The 18,327-nt window shown below is 38.3% G+C and carries 17 protein-coding genes and 1 other annotated feature; of the genes, 15 read left to right on the top strand and 2 right to left on the bottom strand.

Features of this window, described 5'->3' with window-relative positions:
- Positions 1-31 precede the first annotated feature (31 nt).
- The 11 genes from DWZ63_RS07420 (at position 32) to DWZ63_RS07370 (ending at position 9,791) form a co-directional block, all read left to right on the top strand.
- Positions 32-1,192 carry an ATP-binding protein gene (locus tag DWZ63_RS07420; protein ID WP_118499296.1) on the top strand — a complete coding sequence of 387 codons (1,161 nt, stop codon included), beginning with the start codon at positions 32-34 and terminating at the stop codon, positions 1,190-1,192.
- Between the two features lie 131 nt (positions 1,193-1,323).
- A complete protein-coding gene (locus DWZ63_RS07415) occupies positions 1,324-1,581 on the top strand; it encodes a DUF6465 family protein (RefSeq protein ID WP_118499294.1) in 258 nt (85 codons plus the stop codon).
- A gap of 12 nt (positions 1,582-1,593) precedes the next feature.
- Positions 1,594-2,346, top strand: a complete 753-nt coding sequence (locus DWZ63_RS07410; RefSeq protein WP_118499292.1) for a ParA family protein — start codon at positions 1,594-1,596, stop codon at positions 2,344-2,346.
- A gap of 67 nt (positions 2,347-2,413) precedes the next feature.
- Positions 2,414-2,959 carry a histidine phosphatase family protein gene (locus tag DWZ63_RS07405; RefSeq protein WP_022013406.1) on the top strand — a complete coding sequence of 182 codons (546 nt, stop codon included), beginning with the start codon at positions 2,414-2,416 and terminating at the stop codon, positions 2,957-2,959.
- Positions 2,960-3,057: 98 nt separating this feature from the next.
- Positions 3,058-3,891 (top strand): deoxyribonuclease IV, encoded by an 834-nt coding sequence (locus DWZ63_RS07400; RefSeq protein ID WP_118499290.1) that lies wholly within the window; start codon positions 3,058-3,060, stop codon positions 3,889-3,891.
- A complete protein-coding gene (locus tag DWZ63_RS07395; protein ID WP_118499288.1) occupies positions 3,891-4,547 on the top strand; it encodes a YkgJ family cysteine cluster protein in 657 nt (218 codons plus the stop codon). Before DWZ63_RS07400 ends, DWZ63_RS07395 begins: the two co-directional genes overlap by 1 nt.
- A gap of 14 nt (positions 4,548-4,561) precedes the next feature.
- Entirely contained in the window at positions 4,562-5,611 is a 1,050-nt protein-coding gene (locus tag DWZ63_RS07390) for a S66 peptidase family protein (RefSeq protein WP_118499286.1), read from the top strand.
- Positions 5,612-5,849: 238 nt separating this feature from the next.
- Positions 5,850-6,755, top strand: a complete 906-nt coding sequence (gene nudC, locus DWZ63_RS07385) for an NAD(+) diphosphatase (protein ID WP_055941083.1) — start codon at positions 5,850-5,852, stop codon at positions 6,753-6,755.
- 348 nt (positions 6,756-7,103) lie between these two features.
- Entirely contained in the window at positions 7,104-8,153 is a 1,050-nt protein-coding gene (gene spoVAD / locus DWZ63_RS07380) for a stage V sporulation protein AD (RefSeq protein ID WP_055941085.1), read from the top strand.
- A gap of 2 nt (positions 8,154-8,155) precedes the next feature.
- The gene (spoVAE, locus tag DWZ63_RS07375) at positions 8,156-8,509 is read left to right on the top strand and encodes a stage V sporulation protein AE (protein WP_055941087.1); all 354 of its coding nucleotides are present in this window, start codon (positions 8,156-8,158) and stop codon (positions 8,507-8,509) included.
- Positions 8,510-8,729: 220 nt separating this feature from the next.
- Positions 8,730-9,791, top strand: coding sequence for a histidinol-phosphate transaminase (locus tag DWZ63_RS07370; RefSeq protein WP_055941089.1), 1,062 nt, complete (start codon positions 8,730-8,732; stop codon positions 9,789-9,791).
- A gap of 194 nt (positions 9,792-9,985) precedes the next feature.
- On the opposite strand, the gene DWZ63_RS07365 is transcribed toward DWZ63_RS07370, so the two are convergent.
- Complete coding sequence (locus DWZ63_RS07365; RefSeq protein ID WP_022014702.1) at positions 9,986-10,210, bottom strand: alpha/beta-type small acid-soluble spore protein; 225 nt, start codon at positions 10,208-10,210, stop codon at positions 9,986-9,988.
- A gap of 336 nt (positions 10,211-10,546) precedes the next feature.
- On the opposite strand from DWZ63_RS07365, the gene scfA reads away from it, so the two are divergent.
- The 3 genes from scfA to DWZ63_RS07350 all read left to right on the top strand — a co-directional run bounded on the left by scfA (position 10,547) and on the right by DWZ63_RS07350 (position 14,612).
- Positions 10,547-10,696: a six-cysteine ranthipeptide SCIFF gene (gene scfA / locus DWZ63_RS07360; RefSeq protein WP_022014701.1), complete on the top strand. Its 150-nt coding sequence runs from the start codon at positions 10,547-10,549 to the stop codon at positions 10,694-10,696.
- A gap of 177 nt (positions 10,697-10,873) precedes the next feature.
- Complete coding sequence (scfB, locus tag DWZ63_RS07355) at positions 10,874-12,238, top strand: thioether cross-link-forming SCIFF peptide maturase (protein ID WP_055941091.1); 1,365 nt, start codon at positions 10,874-10,876, stop codon at positions 12,236-12,238.
- A 243-nt stretch (positions 12,239-12,481) separates the two neighbouring features.
- Positions 12,482-12,772 (top strand) — a binding site (T-box leader).
- Positions 12,773-12,947: 175 nt separating this feature from the next.
- Complete coding sequence (locus DWZ63_RS07350; RefSeq protein ID WP_082440583.1) at positions 12,948-14,612, top strand: 2-isopropylmalate synthase; 1,665 nt, start codon at positions 12,948-12,950, stop codon at positions 14,610-14,612.
- Positions 14,613-14,692: 80 nt separating this feature from the next.
- Here the strand turns inward: DWZ63_RS07350 and DWZ63_RS07345 are convergent, their stop codons facing one another.
- Complete coding sequence (locus DWZ63_RS07345) at positions 14,693-15,193, bottom strand: CarD family transcriptional regulator (protein WP_118499284.1); 501 nt, start codon at positions 15,191-15,193, stop codon at positions 14,693-14,695.
- A 494-nt stretch (positions 15,194-15,687) separates the two neighbouring features.
- Between DWZ63_RS07345 and DWZ63_RS07340 the strand changes: the two genes are divergently transcribed.
- Positions 15,688-18,090 carry a glycosyl hydrolase family 65 protein gene (locus DWZ63_RS07340; RefSeq protein WP_055941095.1) on the top strand — a complete coding sequence of 801 codons (2,403 nt, stop codon included), beginning with the start codon at positions 15,688-15,690 and terminating at the stop codon, positions 18,088-18,090.
- The last annotated feature ends 237 nt before the right edge of the window (positions 18,091-18,327 follow it).

Raw genomic sequence — 18,327 nt, 5'->3', positions numbered from 1 at the left:
ATCATATGTTAGAAATGAGGAATTAAAAACGATGGATGATATAAATGTAAAATACAGTGAAATAAAAACATGGGACAAAGAGTCATATGTGCTTGTCGATATGCGTGACGATTCATCAATCGGATATGGAATGATACCGGGAGCGATTCATATACCGGAGGAAAAAATAGACGAAAAGATAGATGATGTATCAGCAGGAAAAAAAGTTGTTATATATTGCACAAGAGGAGTGTTTAGTGCCGAATGTGCGGGGAAACTCAGAGAACAGAAAAATATTGAAGCCTACAGTCTTGAGGGCGGATATACAGGATGGATACTTGAAAATATCAGGCTTGAAGAAGAAAAAGAGGAGGATGGCAGCAGGAAAGATGATATAGAAAAAAGCATACGAAAGAAATTTCATAAGCAGCTTTTTTCAAAATTTGCAAAAGCAATAAATACTTATGAACTTGTAAAAGAGCATGATAAGATAGCGGTCTGCATATCAGGTGGAAAAGATTCAATGCTTATGGCAAAACTTTTTCAGGAACTCAAAAGGCATAATAAATTTGAGTTTGAACTTGTATTTCTTGTAATGGATCCGGGTTACAGTGAGGCAAACAGAAAAGTAATAGAAAACAATGCAAAACTTATGGATATTCCGATAACTGTATTTGAGTCAACAATATTTGATGCGGTGTATGAAGTTGAAAAATCTCCATGCTATCTCTGTGCAAGAATGAGGAGAGGTTATCTTTACAATAAGGCAAAAGAACTCGGCTGCAATAAGATAGCACTCGGTCATCACTATGATGATGTTATTGAAACAATCCTTATGGGAATGTTATACGGCGGTCAGGTACAGACAATGATGCCGAAACTTCACAGCCAGAACTTTGAGGGCATGGAACTTATAAGACCAATGTATCTTATAAGGGAGGAAGATATAAAGCATTGGAGAGACTACAATAATCTTCATTTTATACAGTGTGCGTGCAGATTTACGGATACTTGTACTACCTGTAGGACAGATGGCAGCACGGTTTCAAAGAGAATGGAGATAAAAAATCTCATAGCAGAATTAAAAAAGACAAATCCGTTTATTGAGAGCAACATTTTTAAAAGTGTCGAGAATGTAAATCTTAAAACAATAGTTGCTTACAAAAAGGACGGTGTAAAACACAGCTTTTTGGAGAGTTACGATAAAAAGTAGTTGTCAGGGAGATTGTGGAATAGCGTTTTATAGGAAAAATTGTGAGGTATCTTACGGCGGGCAAGGTTGAAATACATATCACTATTATGCTAAACTGTAACAAAAGGTGATTAAATAAGGAGGGGAAGAAAATGGCTAGAAAAATCAGTGCCATGCGTGCAGAAGAAAAATTAGGTGGATTTGCAACGGCAAAGAAGTACATAACAGTACAGTATAATGAGCGTGAACGCTCAGTAGACAACCTGCTCAGCCTTATAAGGCGTGATGCAATAGAGAACCGCGGGATAACAGATGATGATATAACAGAAGTAAATGTGTATATCAAACCTGAAGAAAATGCAGTATATTATGTTATAAACAATAAAGTTCAGGGACAGATTGAATTTTAAGGGGGGATTAAAATGGCAATCACATTTGTTGTGGCAAATCAAAAAGGTGGAATAGGAAAGACAACAACAGCGACTACGATCGCAGGAATACTCGGAAAGAAATATAAGACACTTCTTATAGATGCTGACCCGCAGGGCAACAGCAGTGCTACATATCAGGCAAAGATAAAAGACCAGGCAACACTTTATGATGTAATGGTCGATTCAGACCGCATACCTTTAGAGGAGGCAGTACAGCATCTTGACAACGGAGATATAGTGGCATCGGACCCATTGCTCATAAAAGCGGAGAAACTGCTTGACGGTGATGTTGAAGGACTTTACAGATTAAAAGATGCTATCGAGGAAGTTGAACGCTATGATTATATCATAATTGATACGGCTCCGGCTCTCGGCGTTGTATTATACAACAGTCTTATAGCGGCAGACAGAGTTATCATTCCGATTACGGCGGATGCGTATTCATTACAGGGAATAAACCAGCTTTACAGTACGATAAAAGCCGTACAGAAAAGACAAAATCCGTCATTAAAGATAGAGGGACTTTTGCTTGTAAAATATTCAGGACGCTCAAATCTTGAGAAAAATATGCTTGAGGAGCTTAAGAAAACGGCAGAGAGCATGGGGACAAAACTATTTGAGACAAAGATAAGAGAGTGCGTGAAAACAAAAGAAGCACAGACAGCAAACAAGCTTCTTATAGATTACGCTCCAAACTGCACGACCATGCAGGATTATAATGAATTGGTTAAGGAGATAGTCTGAAAATTTTCAATTTTCAGACGCAAGATTTGTGCAAAAGAAAACGCAAGAATGGAGATAGTGTAAAATTATGTCAAAACTATACTTTACAAGACACGGACAGACAATATGGAATGTTGAGGGCAAAGTCTGTGGAGCAACGGATATTGAGCTTACTGAGCTTGGGCACGAGCAGGCAAAAGAACTTGGTGAGCATATAAAAGCAGATAAGGACATAAAAATAGATGAGATAGTGGCATCACCGCTCGTAAGGGCAAAAAATACAGCTGAACATATCTCTGGGATAACAGGAATTCCTATGCATACGGATATGCGTGTCATTGAGCAGAATTTTGGAAAATATGAGGGCGGCGGCAGACGCAGCGAAGAATTTACGGCAGCGAAAAATCATTTCGTTGACAACTTTGACGGTGGAGAGTCCATGTTAAAAGTTGCGGCAAGAGTTTATAATATATTGGATGAGATGAAAAAGGACAAGGATAAGACTTATCTTATCGTAGCTCACAACGGCATAGCAAGAATTGTAAATTCTTATTTTTACGATATGACAAATGAGGAGTTTGCATCGTATGGGATAAAGAACTGTGAATTGCTTTGTTATGAATTTAAGGATTGATAATAAGTTTTAAAATATCAGATAAGAATAATGTATGCTCGGAATTCTTCGTTTTGAGAAGATACTGAGAGCACATAATACTCACAAGGAGGAAATCCATGTATTATATAGGAAATCATTTATCAGCATCAAAAGGCTTTGCAGCAATGGGCAGGGCAGCCGTGAAACTTGGTGGCAACACTTTTGCATTTTTCACGAGAAATCCCCGTGGCGGAAAAGCAAAAGCAATAGACGAAAAAGATATTGAAAAATTTCTTGCCTTTGCAAAAGAGCATGAATTTGGAAAGATAGTTGCACATGCTCCATATACGATGAATCTCTGCTCGGCAAAAGAGGATATACGAAAATTCTCAAAAGAAATGATAGCGGATGACATGAAGCGGATGGAATATATTCCGGGCAATTATTATAATTTTCATCCGGGTTCACATACGGGACAGGGCGTGGAGATGGGAATAGAATATATCGCACAGACATTAAATGAGATAATTACACCTGAGCAGTCAACAACGATACTTCTTGAGACAATGGCGGGCAAAGGAAGTGAGATAGGAAGAAATTTTGAGGAAATAAGAACGATAATAGACAAAGTGGAACTTGATGATAAACTCGGTGTATGCTTTGATACCTGCCATGTATGGGATGCAGGCTACGACATAGTAGATAACCTTGACGGAGTATTAGAGGAGTTTGACAAAGTCATAGGTCTTGATAGATTAAAGGCGGTTCATTTCAATGACAGTATGAATGTCTGCGGTTCACACAAAGACAGACATCAGAAGATAGGGCAGGGAAATATAGGGGCAGAAGCCATGAAGCGTGTAGCACTTCACCCTGTATTAAAGGGCAAGCCGTTTATACTTGAGACACCAAATGACGATGAGGGTTATGCGGCAGAGATAGCAATGTTTAAGGAATGGATGGGTGAGTGATGGAAAGAAATGTAGACATGGCTCAAATTTCTGACGGAAAAAAATATACATCAAATGACCTTGCAAAACTTGGATGCGGAGATTGTGCAGGATGCAGCAAATGCTGTCACGGTATGGGTGAGTCGATAATACTTGATCCCTATGACATATACAGCCTTACCACAAATTTAGAAACGACATTTAGTGAACTTATCAAAGATAAACTTAGTCTGTCAGTCGCCGACATGATTGTATTACCACATCTTAACTTAAAAGCAGCCGATGAAGGCTGCCTTTTCCTTGATGAGAATGGCAGATGCAGCATACATTCATTCAGACCGGGGATATGCAGGCTTTTTCCGCTTGGCAGGATTTATGAGGATGAAAGTTTTAGCTATTTTTTGCAGGTAAACGAATGTGCAAAGCAAAATAGGACAAAAGTAAAGATAAAAAAGTGGCTCTCAATACCCAATCTCAGCCAGTATGAAAGTTATATAAATACATGGCATTATTTCCTTAAGAATATGAAAGCCTTTCTTGAAGAACAGAATAATGAGGAGATGGCGAAAAAAATCAATCTTTATATATTGAAGATATTTTTTGAAGAACCATATAATAATGAAGATTTTTACACACAATTTGAAAATCGTATGCAGAGGATGCAGCAGATTTTTTAACAGGGGGATAGAGAATGAAGATACCTGAGAGTTTAAAATTGGGCGGTACGATTGGTTTTGCCGCTCCTTCGTTTGGATGCAATATTGAGCCATACAAAACGGCTTTTAATAATGCACTTAAGACATTTGAAAAAATGGGTTATAAAACAAAGTTGGGGCAGAATTGTTATGCCGGGGATGGTATTGGTATAAGCAATACACCTTTAAAGTGTGCAAAGGAGATAAATTCTTTTTTGTGCGGAGAGTACAATGAGGAGATTTCTGCTCTTTTTTCATGCGGCGGAGGGGAACTTATGTGTGAGATATTGGATGATGTGGATTTTGATAAGATAAAAAAATCAAAACCTGTGTGGTTCTTAGGTTATTCGGATAACACTAATCTTACATTTCTTTTGCCGACTATATGCGATATAACAGCTATTTATTCGCCATGTGCACCTGCATATGGAATGGAGCCGTGGCATCCGTCGCTTAAAGATACTTTTGAACTGCTTACCGGAAAGTCAAATATGGCACATGGTTACGATAAGTGGGAGAAAGAGTCGTTGAAAAATGAAGAAAATCCACTTGTGCCATACAATGTAACAAAAAAAACTGAGATTAAAAAGTTTGGTGCCGGTAAAGATGATGCAAAAACAGAAATTTCAGGCAGACTTATCGGTGGCTGTCTTGACTGTCTGTCAAACCTTGCAGGTACAAAGTTTGATAAGGTATCGGATTTTAACGAAAAGTATAAAGAGGATGGTATCATATGGTTTATGGAGTCATGCGACTTAAATCCGATGGCAATAAGACGGGCAATATGGCAGCTTGACCATGCAGGCTGGTTTAAATATGTCAAAGGTTTTCTTATAGGAAGACCGTTGTGTCTTGATGAGGAGATATTGGGTGTGGACAGATACAATGCGGTATATCCACTTCTTGAAAAATACAATGTACCGATAATAATGGATCTCGACATAGGACATACAGCACCGATGATGCCGATCGTTTCGGGAGCAAAAGCAGAGATAGTTGTAGAAAAAAACAGCATAAAGATACATTACAAAGAGCTTGAAGTGTAAAAACACCTGTTAGACTGTAACAGTTCAGCCCTTCATTTATTACATTCGTAAACCTGCCAGCAAGCTGTCAGTCGCTGCTATGCAGCTTGAGTTTACTTCATTTCATAAATGAAAGGCTATTCTGCCCCAAAAAACAAGTCAACAATACATTGAGCAAGCTCATGTATTATTGACTTATGTTTTTTGGGCTGAACTGTTACAATAGACTTAAAATTATGCTTTGAAAGGATTGAAACAAATGATACAGGATATAAAGCCACACATATTTCACAACGAGTTTAAAAATCTGAAACCGGATGCAAACGATAAGGCAATAGTGTTTGATGGAAAGAATTTTCTTGTAAAAAGGGATGAGGATAACACTTTGCATATGCCTGGATGTAGTGATATTGAGGGGGATTATCAGTATGTATTTTCTGTTGATGATACGAGATATTTTCTTTTTAAAGGCTGGGAATATGCTGAAAGAGAGGGAGAGGTTGAACATTATATAAGAAGATATGAAAAACATCTTGAGGGATTTAAGTTTGAAAATATACAAAATTTAAGACAGCTTACATCAAAAGAGTTATGTTTTGCGGTAATGACTGCATGGCATCTTAATGTCTGGTACAGGGACAACAGATATTGCGGGCGCTGTGGAGCAAAAACACTTCACGACATAAAAGAAAGAATGGTTCGCTGTCCGAAGTGCGGAAATATGATATTTCCCAAAATTGCTCCGGCAGTTATCGTGGCTCTGACGCATGGCAACAAGATACTTCTTACAAAGTATGCGGCAACAAGAGATTATAAAAAATATGCACTTATTGCCGGATTTGTGGAGATAGGAGAAACTGTGGAGGAGACGGTTGAAAGAGAAGTGATGGAGGAAGTAGGTCTTAAAGTGAAAAATCTGCGTTATTATAAGAGTCAGCCGTGGGGATATGACAGTAATGTGCTGATGGGATATTTTGCGGAACTTGATGGAGACGAAAGCATCACAATGGATACGGAAGAACTCTCAAAAGCACAGTGGTTTGCAAGGGAAGAAATGCCTGCACATAATGACGGCATAAGCCTTACAAGAGAGATGATGGGCGTATTTGAAAATAAAGTAAAGTACGAGGAATTTATGAGGAGTGCAACTCCGCTAATTTTTTGACAATATGCAGAGTAAAAAATTGTATTGACAATATTTGTATTTGCGGCAAGTTTTAAAGTAAGCATTTTAGACTTTGCAATAAAAATTAAAAAATGAAGATTAATATAAAAAACAATCTGAGAATATTTTTTATAAATAAAAGCATACAAAAACGAATATAAAATATAAAAATGGTACATCATATTTTTAAGATGAATAAAAACAGCACAACGAATAATTCATAATAATTATGAAAGTTTCGCAAATATTTATTCTCGCAAAGGCAAAGTTCGGTTGGAACAAATAAAAATGTCTACCGGAACACGCCTGTGGGGAATTTGATTTGTTTTAAAATATGGAGGTGCCATTTTGGAAAAACAGATTGGAAAACAGAGCGTAAGGTTTGAAAATCCGCCATATATTGTCTCATCGGCAGCGATAGTAGGTCAGAAAGAAGGGGAAGGACCTTATGCGAAATTTTTTGATGAGATATTGGGTGATGACAAAGCAGGATGTGAGAGCTGGGAAGAAGCTGAGGGAAAAATTCAGGAGATGGCTGCAAACAAGGCATTGTCAAAGGCAGGTATGGAAAATAAGGATATAAGATACATTATAGCCGGAGATCTTCTCGGTCAGCTTATGGCTTCGTCATTTGGACTTATAAAACTGGAGATACCAATGTTTGGTGTGTACGGTGCGTGTTCTACAATGGGCGAGTCGATTTCCATCGCTTCAATGCTTGTTGACGGCGGATTTGCAGACAACATACTTGCAATAACATCAAGTCATTTTGCAAGTGCGGAAAAGCAGTTCAGATTTCCACTCGGATATGGAAACCAGAGAAAGAGGGCGGCGACATGGACGGTTACCGGAAGCGGTGCGGTAGTTATTGCTTCAAAGAAAATGGCTGAAAAGGTCAATATGTCCGACAAAAATAAAGTTCATATAACAGGCATCACTACTGGAAAGATAGTAGACCTCGGTGTCAAGGATAGTATGAACATGGGAGCGTGCATGGCACCGGCGGCGGGAAATGTCATTATCCGCAACCTTATTGATAACGGAAGAAAACCGGAATGGTATGACAAAATAATAACCGGTGATCTCGGACTTGTCGGCAAGGATATTCTCTTAGATATAATGAGGAGTAAGGGGTATGATATAGCAGACAGATATATGGACTGTGGAATAGAGATATATTCAAGAGAGCAGAATATTCAGGCGGGAGGAAGCGGCTGCGGATGCAGTGCGACGATGCTTGCAGGTTATATTTTGAAAATGCTTGAAAGTGGAAAATGGCACAGGGTTTTGTTTGTACCGACAGGTGCATTGTTGTCACCGGTAAGTTTTAATGAGGGTGATAGTGTGCCGGGAATAGCCCATGCAGTAGTGCTTGAATGCGGTGAAACGGAGGTATAAAAATGAACTATATACTTGCATTTGTTGTTGGAGGACTTATCTGTGTGGCAGTTCAGATTCTTATGGACAATACAAAACTTCTGCCGGGCAGGATAATGGTAATACTTGTATGTCTGGGAGCCGTACTTGGGGCAGTCGGCATTTATGAGCCTTTTTCAAAATGGGCGGGGGCAGGAGCAACAGTACCGCTTCTTGGATTTGGCAATACACTTTGGAAAGGCATGAAAGAAGCAATAGACAAAGAGGGCTTTATCGGGCTGTTTAAAGGCGGTTTTACCGCCTGTTCCGTCGGGGTATCAGCGGCACTTATATTTGGATATGCCGCATCACTTATATTTAAGCCGAAAATGAAGTGATATGAATTGTTTTAAATAAAAAAAATAAGAGAACAGGACAGCTTTTAGAAAAAAACTCACAATAATTTCTATAATATTTAGAAAATTATTGTGAGTTTTATGGATTTTAGGGTTAAAAAATAGTATAATATACTTAAAATAATAAAGGCTGGCTATTTGTTTATGAGTAAAAACAAATAGCTTTTATGGAGCAGCAGATTGCTCAGAAATGAGGACTAAAATGTATTCAAAAGGACACGGCGGAAATATTTACGATGAAGCGATAAATTATGATTTCTCTGTAAATACTAATCCATTAGGAATGCCGGAAGATGTAAAAGAAAAATTAAAAGAAAATCTTGGAGATATATGTGAGGTATATCCGGAAGAAACCTGCTATGAACTCAGAAAATCCATTTCACTTAAAGAAAACATAAGTGAACATCAGATTATATGTGGAAATGGTGCTTCTGAGCTTATTTATGGACTTGTAAGAGCGATAAGACCCCAAAAAGCACTTGTTGTTGTGCCAAGCTTTTCGGAATATATAAGGGCACTCAGGGCAGAAGATACACAGATGGTATATTATCATCTTGCACCTGAGAGGGATTTTATAGTAGCGGAGGATATAATGTCATATCTGACTCCGGACATTGATATGGTATTTTTGTGTAATCCAAACAATCCTACAGGAAAGCTAATAGATCCTGATCTGATGCTTGATATTATTACATATTGCAGAATGAACCAGATATATGTAGTGATAGATGAGTGTTTTATGGATTTTGTAAAAGACTGTCAAAAGCATACCAGAAAAGGTCTTATACCGTACAATCCATATGTTGTCATACTTAATGCACTCACAAAATTATTTGCATTTCCAGGTATAAGGATAGGATATGCGATGACAAGTGATGCTGATCTGATACACGCAGTCAATGCACAGCTACCTTCATGGAATGTCTCAGCGGTGGCACAGCTTGCGGGTAAGGAGGTTGTTCATCATGAGGAGTATGTCGAGGAGTCGAGAAAATATGTTTTTAGGGAAAGAGAGTATATGTATGAGGAGATGAAAAAACTCGGACTTAAGGTCTACGAGCCGTCTGCAAACTTTATCTTTTTTAAGTCAGACATTCCTATGTATAAAAAACTTCTTGAAAGACATATCCTTATAAGGAACTGTGATAATTTTGACGGTATCATGCACGGGTACTGCCGTGTTGCAATAAAGAAACATAATGAGAATGAAATTCTGTTAAAAGAGATGGAAAACATTATAAACAAAAACATGGCTGTCACCTAGGAGGATTCCTACTAAGTGACAGCCAGTCTTATTAAAGTGGAATTTTACTAATATTTTACTTCATTATATCTTAAAACATCTGATTAAGGTGAAGTAAAAAGTATATTAGTGATTCCGGCACAGGTTTTTGTTTTTTATGAAACATGACAGTGCCTCCGGCAGGTATTAGTGTATTGTATTATTGATACACTACATTAGTTGTTCTCTGTTGAGTTTCCTGACATTGCCTGCTCCTGCTTTTTGATCATCTGGCGAACCATCTCACCACCTACTGAACCTGCCTGGGCAGAAGTTAAGTTACCGTTATAACCATTTTTTAATGGAACACCAAGTTCGCTTGCAACTTCCATTTTGAATTTGTCCATGCTTTCCTTTGCCTGTGGTACTTCCATTCTTGAACTCTGATTACTGTTTGCCATATCTTTTTCCTCCTTTTTTAGGTGATGTACTCTCGAAATTCTCAGTTCAGAAGATTGCGGGAGTACATAGTGTCCGAAAGATTTGATTTTCTATCCTCTATTTCACAAACAGAAATTGATACCTTTCGGGTGTCAGATAAGATTTATTTCTTATCTTGATAGTAGTATGTCCGTAGAAAATAAAAATATGTTGGTAGATTTTGGTCAAAAGGTTGTTTTTTTCTTAAAATGTGTTAATATATAAGTATCTAACTATTTTTTGCAGATTTTAAATGCAAATAAAAAGTTGCCGCCCATACGAAACGGTGACAATAAGAAAATGGAGGAACGATCATAATGAAACATATTCAGACAATCAATAAGGCAAACTTAAGTGCAACAGCAAAAAAAGGCGGATGTGGTAAATGTCAGGCATCTTGTCAGTCAGCTTGCAAGACTTCATGCACAGTAGGAAATCAGAAATGTGCAAATGAGGATAACAGATAATTGACCGAGCTTAAGGCGAGGAAAGTTTCTTGATTTTTTAGTTAAGAAAAGATTTATCTGAATTGGATATTTCCTGACTGAAAGTCGGGAAGATGGATATTTAGAGAGTGATAAAAGATAATGATGGCTGTTACGGGATTTCGTAGCAGCCATTCACTTTGAGAAACGGAGTAAATAATGATTCATAAGTTTAAAGCAAAAGATGTAAATATTTTATTAGATGTAAACAGTGGCGGAGTTCATGTTATAGATGACATAACATATGATATGCTTGATTATGTTGAGCCGCCTTTTGATGCGGAATGTCCAAAAGATGTGAAAGCAAAGCTTTCAGACAGATACTCGGCAGAAGAGATAGAAGAAACTTACAAAGAGATAGTAGAGCTTTACAATGAAAAACTTCTCTTTTCGGATGATGTTTATGGTGATTTTGCAGAGACAAAAGTTGAATCACCTATCAAGGCAATGTGTCTGCATATAGCACATGACTGTAATCTCCGCTGCAAATACTGCTTTGCATCGACAGGTGATTTTGGAACGGGAAGAAAACTTATGCCTTTCAGTGTAGGAAAACAGGCGATAGATTTTCTTCTTGAAAAGTCAGTCGGCAGAGAAAATCTTGAACTTGATTTCTTTGGCGGAGAACCTTTGATGAACTGGGATGTTGTAAAGCAGATCGTAGAGTATGCAAGAAGCAAAGAGGAAGAATATGGCAAGAAATTCCGTTTTACGATTACGACAAACGGTATGCTTCTTGATGATGAAAAGATTGATTATATCAATAAAGAAATGTCAAATGTAGTTCTTTCTATCGACGGAAGAAAAGAAGTAAATGACAGAATGAGAGTAAAGGTTGACGGAACAGGCTGCTATGACCGTATTGTAAAGAATTATAAAAAGCTTGTAGAGAAGCGTGGTGATAAGGAATATTATGTCCGTGGAACATACACAAACTACAATCTCGATTTTTCAGAGGATGTAATGCATCTTTATAAACAGGGTTTTGACCAGGTTTCGGTTGAGCCTGTTATGGAAGATGAGAGTGTTGAGTATGCGATTACCGAAAAAGACCTTGACAAGATTTATGCAGAATATGACAAACTTGTTGATAAGATTGCAAATATAAAGAAAAACGGTGGATTTATTAATTTCTTCCACTTTATGATAGACCTTGACCAGGGACCTTGTGTAATAAAAAGACTTCGTGGATGCGGCAGTGGAAATGAGTATGTTGCGATTACACCTGATGGAGATATTTACCCTTGCCATCAGTTCGTTGGACATGAAGAATACAAGATGGGAAATCTTGAAGAGGGTACATTTAATACTGATATTAAGAAAGAGTTTGCAGGATGTCATGTATATTCAAAGCCATCGTGCCGTGACTGCTGGGCAAAATTCTATTGCAGCGGCGGATGTAATGCAAACAATTATATTTATAACGGCGATATTCACAAGGCATATGAGCTTTCATGCAAGATAATGAGAAAGCGACTCGAATGTGCCATACTTACTAAGGTTTGTGAACAGTTAGACAGGTAACAGTTCAGCCCCTCATTTATTACATTCGTAAACCTGCCAGCAGGCTGTCAGTCGCTGCTATGCAGCTTGTGTTTACTTCATTTCATAAATGAAAGGCTATTCCGCCCCAAAAAACAAGTCAATAATACATTGAGCAAGCTCATGTATTATTGACTTATCTTTTTGGGGCTGAACTGTTACTTAGAAAGTGCAAAATAAAATTTTTAGCTTTACAAGAAAATAAAACTGTGTTATAGTATTAGCTGAAATGCAGTGATGGGGAATAGTAACTGTCAAACGGAATACAGAAAGCTGCTGGTTGATGCGAAGCAGTAGAAGTGACACAGTGAACTCACCTTTGAGCATCCGGTTGAACCGATAGATGCGATTGATATATGATTTATCGTATATTTGTATTTGTCAAAGTAGATTAGGACGGAAACCCACCGTTATAAGGGCAGGGTATTGATTTTTGATGTACCTGGTGAGAGCATGATTTTTCATGAATAAGAGTGGTACCGCGTGGATAATTTTTGATATATTCTCGTCTCTATGTATAAGATATATAGAGGCGAGTTTTTTTATTGTATAGGAAATGCTCGTAAAGTAGTGTGACACCATAAGCAAAACGCTGGTTTTGCTCTTTTTAACTACGGTGGAGATTTGTAAATGATATATCCGGCACACAAAAAACAATTAAGATTTCAAATAGAGAAAGTGAGGAAACAAAATGAAAGGTTTTGAAAAGTATCAGAAAAGTTATTTTATGCCACCTGTTGACTGTTATGACTGGGTGAAGAAAGATTCAATCGAGGAGGCACCTATCTGGTGCAGCGTCGATCTCCGTGATGGAAATCAGGCACTTATCGAGCCTATGAGCCTTGAGCAGAAAGTCGAATTTTTTAAGATGCTTGTAAAAATCGGATTTAAGGAGATTGAGGTAGGATTTCCGGCAGCATCGGAGACAGAGTATAAATTCCTTAGAACGCTTATCGAGAGAAAACTCATCCCTGATGATGTTACTGTTCAGGTACTTACACAGGCGAGAGAGCATATCATAAAAAAGACATTTGAAGCTATTGACGGAGCACCAAATGCAATTGTTCATGTATATAATTCTACATCTGTCGCACAGAGAGAGCAGGTATTTAAAAAGTCAAAAGAGCAGATAAAGCAGATAGCCGTTGCTGGTGCAAAACTTCTCAAAGAACTTGCAAAGGATGTAAAAGGAAATATCCGTTTTGAGTACAGTCCTGAGAGTTTCCACGGAACAGAAGTTGAGTATGCGGTTGAGGTTTGCAATGCCGTTCTTGATGTATGGCAGCCAAAGGCAGATGCAAAAGCGATAATAAATATACCTACTACGGTAGAAAATGCAATGCCTCATGTATTTGCAAGTCAGGCAGAGTATGTCAGCAAAAACCTCAAATACAGAGAAAATGTTGTTTTATCACTTCACCCTCACAATGACCGTGGAACAGGTGTTGCTACTGCCGAACTCGGTGTGCTTGCAGGTGCAGACCGTATCGAAGGTACGCTTTTTGGAAACGGTGAGAGAACAGGAAATATGGATATAGTTACAATGGCTATGAACCTTCATTCACATGGTGTTGATTCAAAACTTGATTTCAGCAATATGCAGAAAATAAAAGATACATACGAGAGACTTACACAGATGGAAGTATCAATGCGCCAGCCATATGCAGGAGAACTTGTATTTACTGCATTTTCAGGTTCACATCAGGATGCTATCTCAAAGGGAATGTCATACCGTGAGGAGAAAAATGAGAAGTATTGGACAGTTCCATATCTTCCAATCGACCCTAAAGATGTTGGAAGAACTTACGATTCAGATGTTATCCGTATAAACAGCCAGTCAGGAAAGGGTGGAGTTGCATATGTTCTCAAGCAGAACTTTGGACTTATGATTCCTGATAAGATGCGTGAGGAAGTCGGCTATCTTATGAAAGGTGTGTCAGACCATGCACACGCAGAGCTTAGTCCTGATGATATGCTCGAGATATTCCGCAAGAATTATAAAAATATCGACAAGAAATTTGATATACCGGAGTGTCACTTTACACAGGTTGAGGGTGGAATCAAGGCAGAAGTTACGATAGAAGAAAACGGTCAGAAACAGATTGTCGAGGCACTTGGAAACGGTCGTTTAAATGCCGTAAGTAAAGCAATCCGTAAACATTATGACATAGTTTACCATCTCGCTGAATATGAGGAGCACTCACTTTCAAGAAATTCAAACGCACAGGCAATGTGTTATGTCGGAATAACAGATGAGAACGACAATCTCACATGGGGTGTTGGAACAGATGAAGATATAATCAAGGCATCAATTCATGCACTTGTAAATGCCGTAAACAAGAAATTCTTTCAGTAAGATTTTGCTTTAAAGCTATCAAAGAAAGCCCCCGCTTCTATTGCGTAGAGCAATAGAAGCGGGGGCTTTCTTTTTAAAAGTTATACATTAAGATATTTAAGAATAAATTCAGGGATATTTTTTTCGTCTGTATTAAGTACATAAGAAAACTCCTGATATACTCTTTTTTCAGCCTCTTTTAAGATTTTGGAATCGGTAGCAGAAAATTTCTTTCCGGCGGTCTCGACCTCTTTCTTTCTCATATGAAGCTTTGCTATAAGTGCGACTATATCTTTAGTGTCGCCATTATAAATAATATGCATAAAAGCATCTTTCCTAAGTGTTGAGTTGTCTATCCATTCTACGCTGTCGACTGACACTGATTTTATAAGCTCTATAATCTCATCCTTAGTCGGCATTTTCTGAAGAACTATCTTGTCACTGTCAACTGGGACAAAAAGAGTAGATTTAATCTTTGCATACAGTGGATGCATAACATAATATGTACGCTTTTTAGAGCCGTCAAACCGTTCGCTGCGAACATCATCAATCTCACATACTCCCTCAGAAGGATGGAGAACAACATTTCCGGTTTCAAACATAATTTACCTCTATTTCTGTACTGTGAGTGTTAAACCCGCAGGTGTGTTCGGATGGAACAAATTTATTTGTCCTATCCTCACTTTACCTTCGTGGGAATAAATAGAATTGAAATCACAGTGCAAATTCCAATCCTAAAACAACGAAAATATTAAGTTGTTTGTTTAAGTGCTTATACATATATTTTAACAGAAAATGAAATTTTTTGTAAGTGTTAAAAAAAATTAATACCCGCTTATGTACCGCTATGCAGTTCTTTGAGTGGGAGTGTACCAAAGAACTGTATAATATCTTCATTTATGGTGTTTGTGCAACACTTGTAAACATCAAAATAGTGTTATAAAATGCAATAATATATGTTGACACCCGTTTGAGGACTAACATATAATAGAAAAGAAATAGTTGCAAGTCGCATCATAGATGTGAAAGGCAATGGAAAAGTTGATTATAAAATTGATACGGAAAATTTATGTTTATTTTAAGGAGGAATTATTAAATGAATTTTGGTTACTTCGATGAAGAAAACAGAGAATATGTCATTACAAAGCCAAATACACCGGCTCCGTGGTGTAACTATCTTGGTTCGCCGGAATATGGTGCTATCATTTCAAACAATGCAGGAGGATACAGCTTCGTAAAGAGTGGAGCAAACGGACGTATTCTTCGTTATCACTTTAACAGTGACGATACACCGGGTCGTTATATCTATCTCAGGGATGATGAAAACGGTGATTACTGGTCAGCTTCATGGCAGCCGGTTGGAAAAGACCTCAATGAGTACAAGAGTGAGGTTCACCACGGAACGGCTTACACAAAGATGTTCGCTGAGTATGCAGGTATCAAGTCAGAAGCTATGTATTATGTACCTCTTAATAAAGTATATGAAGTATGGTGCGTAAAGGTTACAAACAATTCAGACAAGCCTAGAAAGATTTCAGTATTCGGATATGCTGAGCTTTCAAATGATGATAACTACAATCAGGATCAGGTAAATCTCCAGTACACATTATGCACGACAAACACAAGTTTCAGAAAAAATAAGATTTATCAGCAGATAAACCTTAACTGGTATAAAGGTCCTGACGGAAGCAACGGAAAAGAGAGATTTTTCGGTCTTGCAGGACAGCCTGTTACATCTTACAACGGAGATAAAGAAGCGTTTATCGGTCTTTATCATGACTATGGCAATCCAATAGCCGTTGAAAGAGGAAAATGTGACGGAGTATGCAATTACAACGAAAACAGTTGTGGTGCATTACATACTGCACTTGAGATAGCACCGGGCGAGACAAAGACACTTGCCTTTATTTTAGGAAGACATAAAGAGTCGGTTGCAGATGAGATAATAGCTTCATATGAAGATGTATCAGTATGCGACAAAGAAATCGAAGAATTAAAGAAATACTGGCATTCAAAACTTGAAAACTTCAAGGTAAACACACCAAGTAAGGCATTCAACAGCATGGTAAATACATGGAATGCTTATCAGTGTTTCCTTACATTTACATGGTCAAGAGCAGCATCATTTGTTTATTGTGGAGAGCGTAACGGATATGGTTATCGTGATACGGTTCAGGATATTCAGGGTGTTATCCATACAGATCCTGATGCGGCTCTTGAAAAGATTAGATTTATGCTTTCAGCTCAGGTAAACAATGGTGGCGGACTTCCACTTGTCCGTTTCGATCATGATGAGCGTGCAGGACATGAGGGAACTCCTGATGATCCGGATTATGTAAGAGAGACAGGACATCCCGCTTATCGTGCAGACGATGCACTCTGGCTTTTCCCTACAGTTTACAAATATGTATCAGAGACGGGAAATCTTGCATTTATGGATGAGGAGATAACATGGTCAAATGTTGAGGAGAAAGCAAGTGTTTATGAGCACTTAAAGAGAGCTATAGACTTCTCAATGAATCATCTCGGACCTCACGGACTTCCGGCAGGACTCCATGCAGACTGGAACGACTGCTTAAGACTCGGAAAGAACGGAGAGTCATCATTTGTTGCAATGCAGCTTTACTATGCATTCACCATCATGCGTAAATTTGCTGAGAAAAAGAATGATACTGAGTATATCGCTTATCTTGACAAGACGCAGAAAGACATTGGAGAAAAAATTAACAAACTCTGGTGGGAGGATGACCGTTTTAACCGTGGATTTAAAGAGACAGGAGAGCTTATCGGTTCAAAGAAAGACCCAGAGGCAAGTATGTGGTTAAATCCTCAGACATGGTCAGTAATCTCAGGACTTGCAACAAGAGAGCAGGCTGACAAGGCTATGGCATCAGTTGACAGAGAACTCAACACAGCTTACGGTGCAAAGATAATGGCTCCTTCATATGTAGACCATTACTTTGATGGTGCACTTGCAGGACTTTTCCCACCATCAACAAAAGAAAACGGTGGTATCTTCTCTCAGACACAGGGATGGCTTATACTTGCAGAAGCACTTTTAGGAAATGGTAATGAAGCGTTCAAGTATTTTGAGGAAAGCTCACCATCATCACAGAATGATAAGGCAGAAGTCCGTAAACTTGAGCCATATGTGCACGGACAGTACACAGAAGGTGACGAAAGCCCATTCCACGGTCGTTCACATGTTCACTGGCTTACAGGAACAGCATCAACCTGTATGGTAGGATGCGTAGAGGGTATCTGCGGAATGCGTCCTGACCTTGACGGACTCCGCGTAGCACCTACAGTACCGTCAGACTGGAAAGAATTCTCATTTGAGAAAAACTTCCGCGGAAAGAAAGTTATCATTAAGGTAGAAAATAAGGACGGAGCACAGAGCGGATTTAAAGAGTTCTACATCAACGGCGAGAAACAGGATGACAACTACATCCCTGCTGATAAGCTCACAGATGTAACAGAAGTTAAGATGGTAATGTAATCAAAATAATTGACTTAATTTTTCAGATGTGATATAGTAAGTTCTCGTATAACAGACAGTTCATTAGTACCATCCTGTCTATAAATAAAACTAGGGCTGTATTTAATTAGATATTATTGGACTATTGCTCGCACAAATTTTATATGAGCGGGTAGCGAAGTGGATTGCGAATATCCTTGACTTAGAGTGCAAAAGACCGATTTGTAAAAGCGGTCAGAAAATATAGTATCATTAAAG

The sequence above is a fragment of the Clostridium sp. AF34-13 genome (assembly GCF_003477845.1).
Taxonomy (GTDB): Bacteria; Bacillota; Clostridia; order Lachnospirales; family Lachnospiraceae; genus Butyribacter; species Butyribacter intestini.
This window is presented reverse-complemented; position numbering and strand designations above follow the sequence as displayed.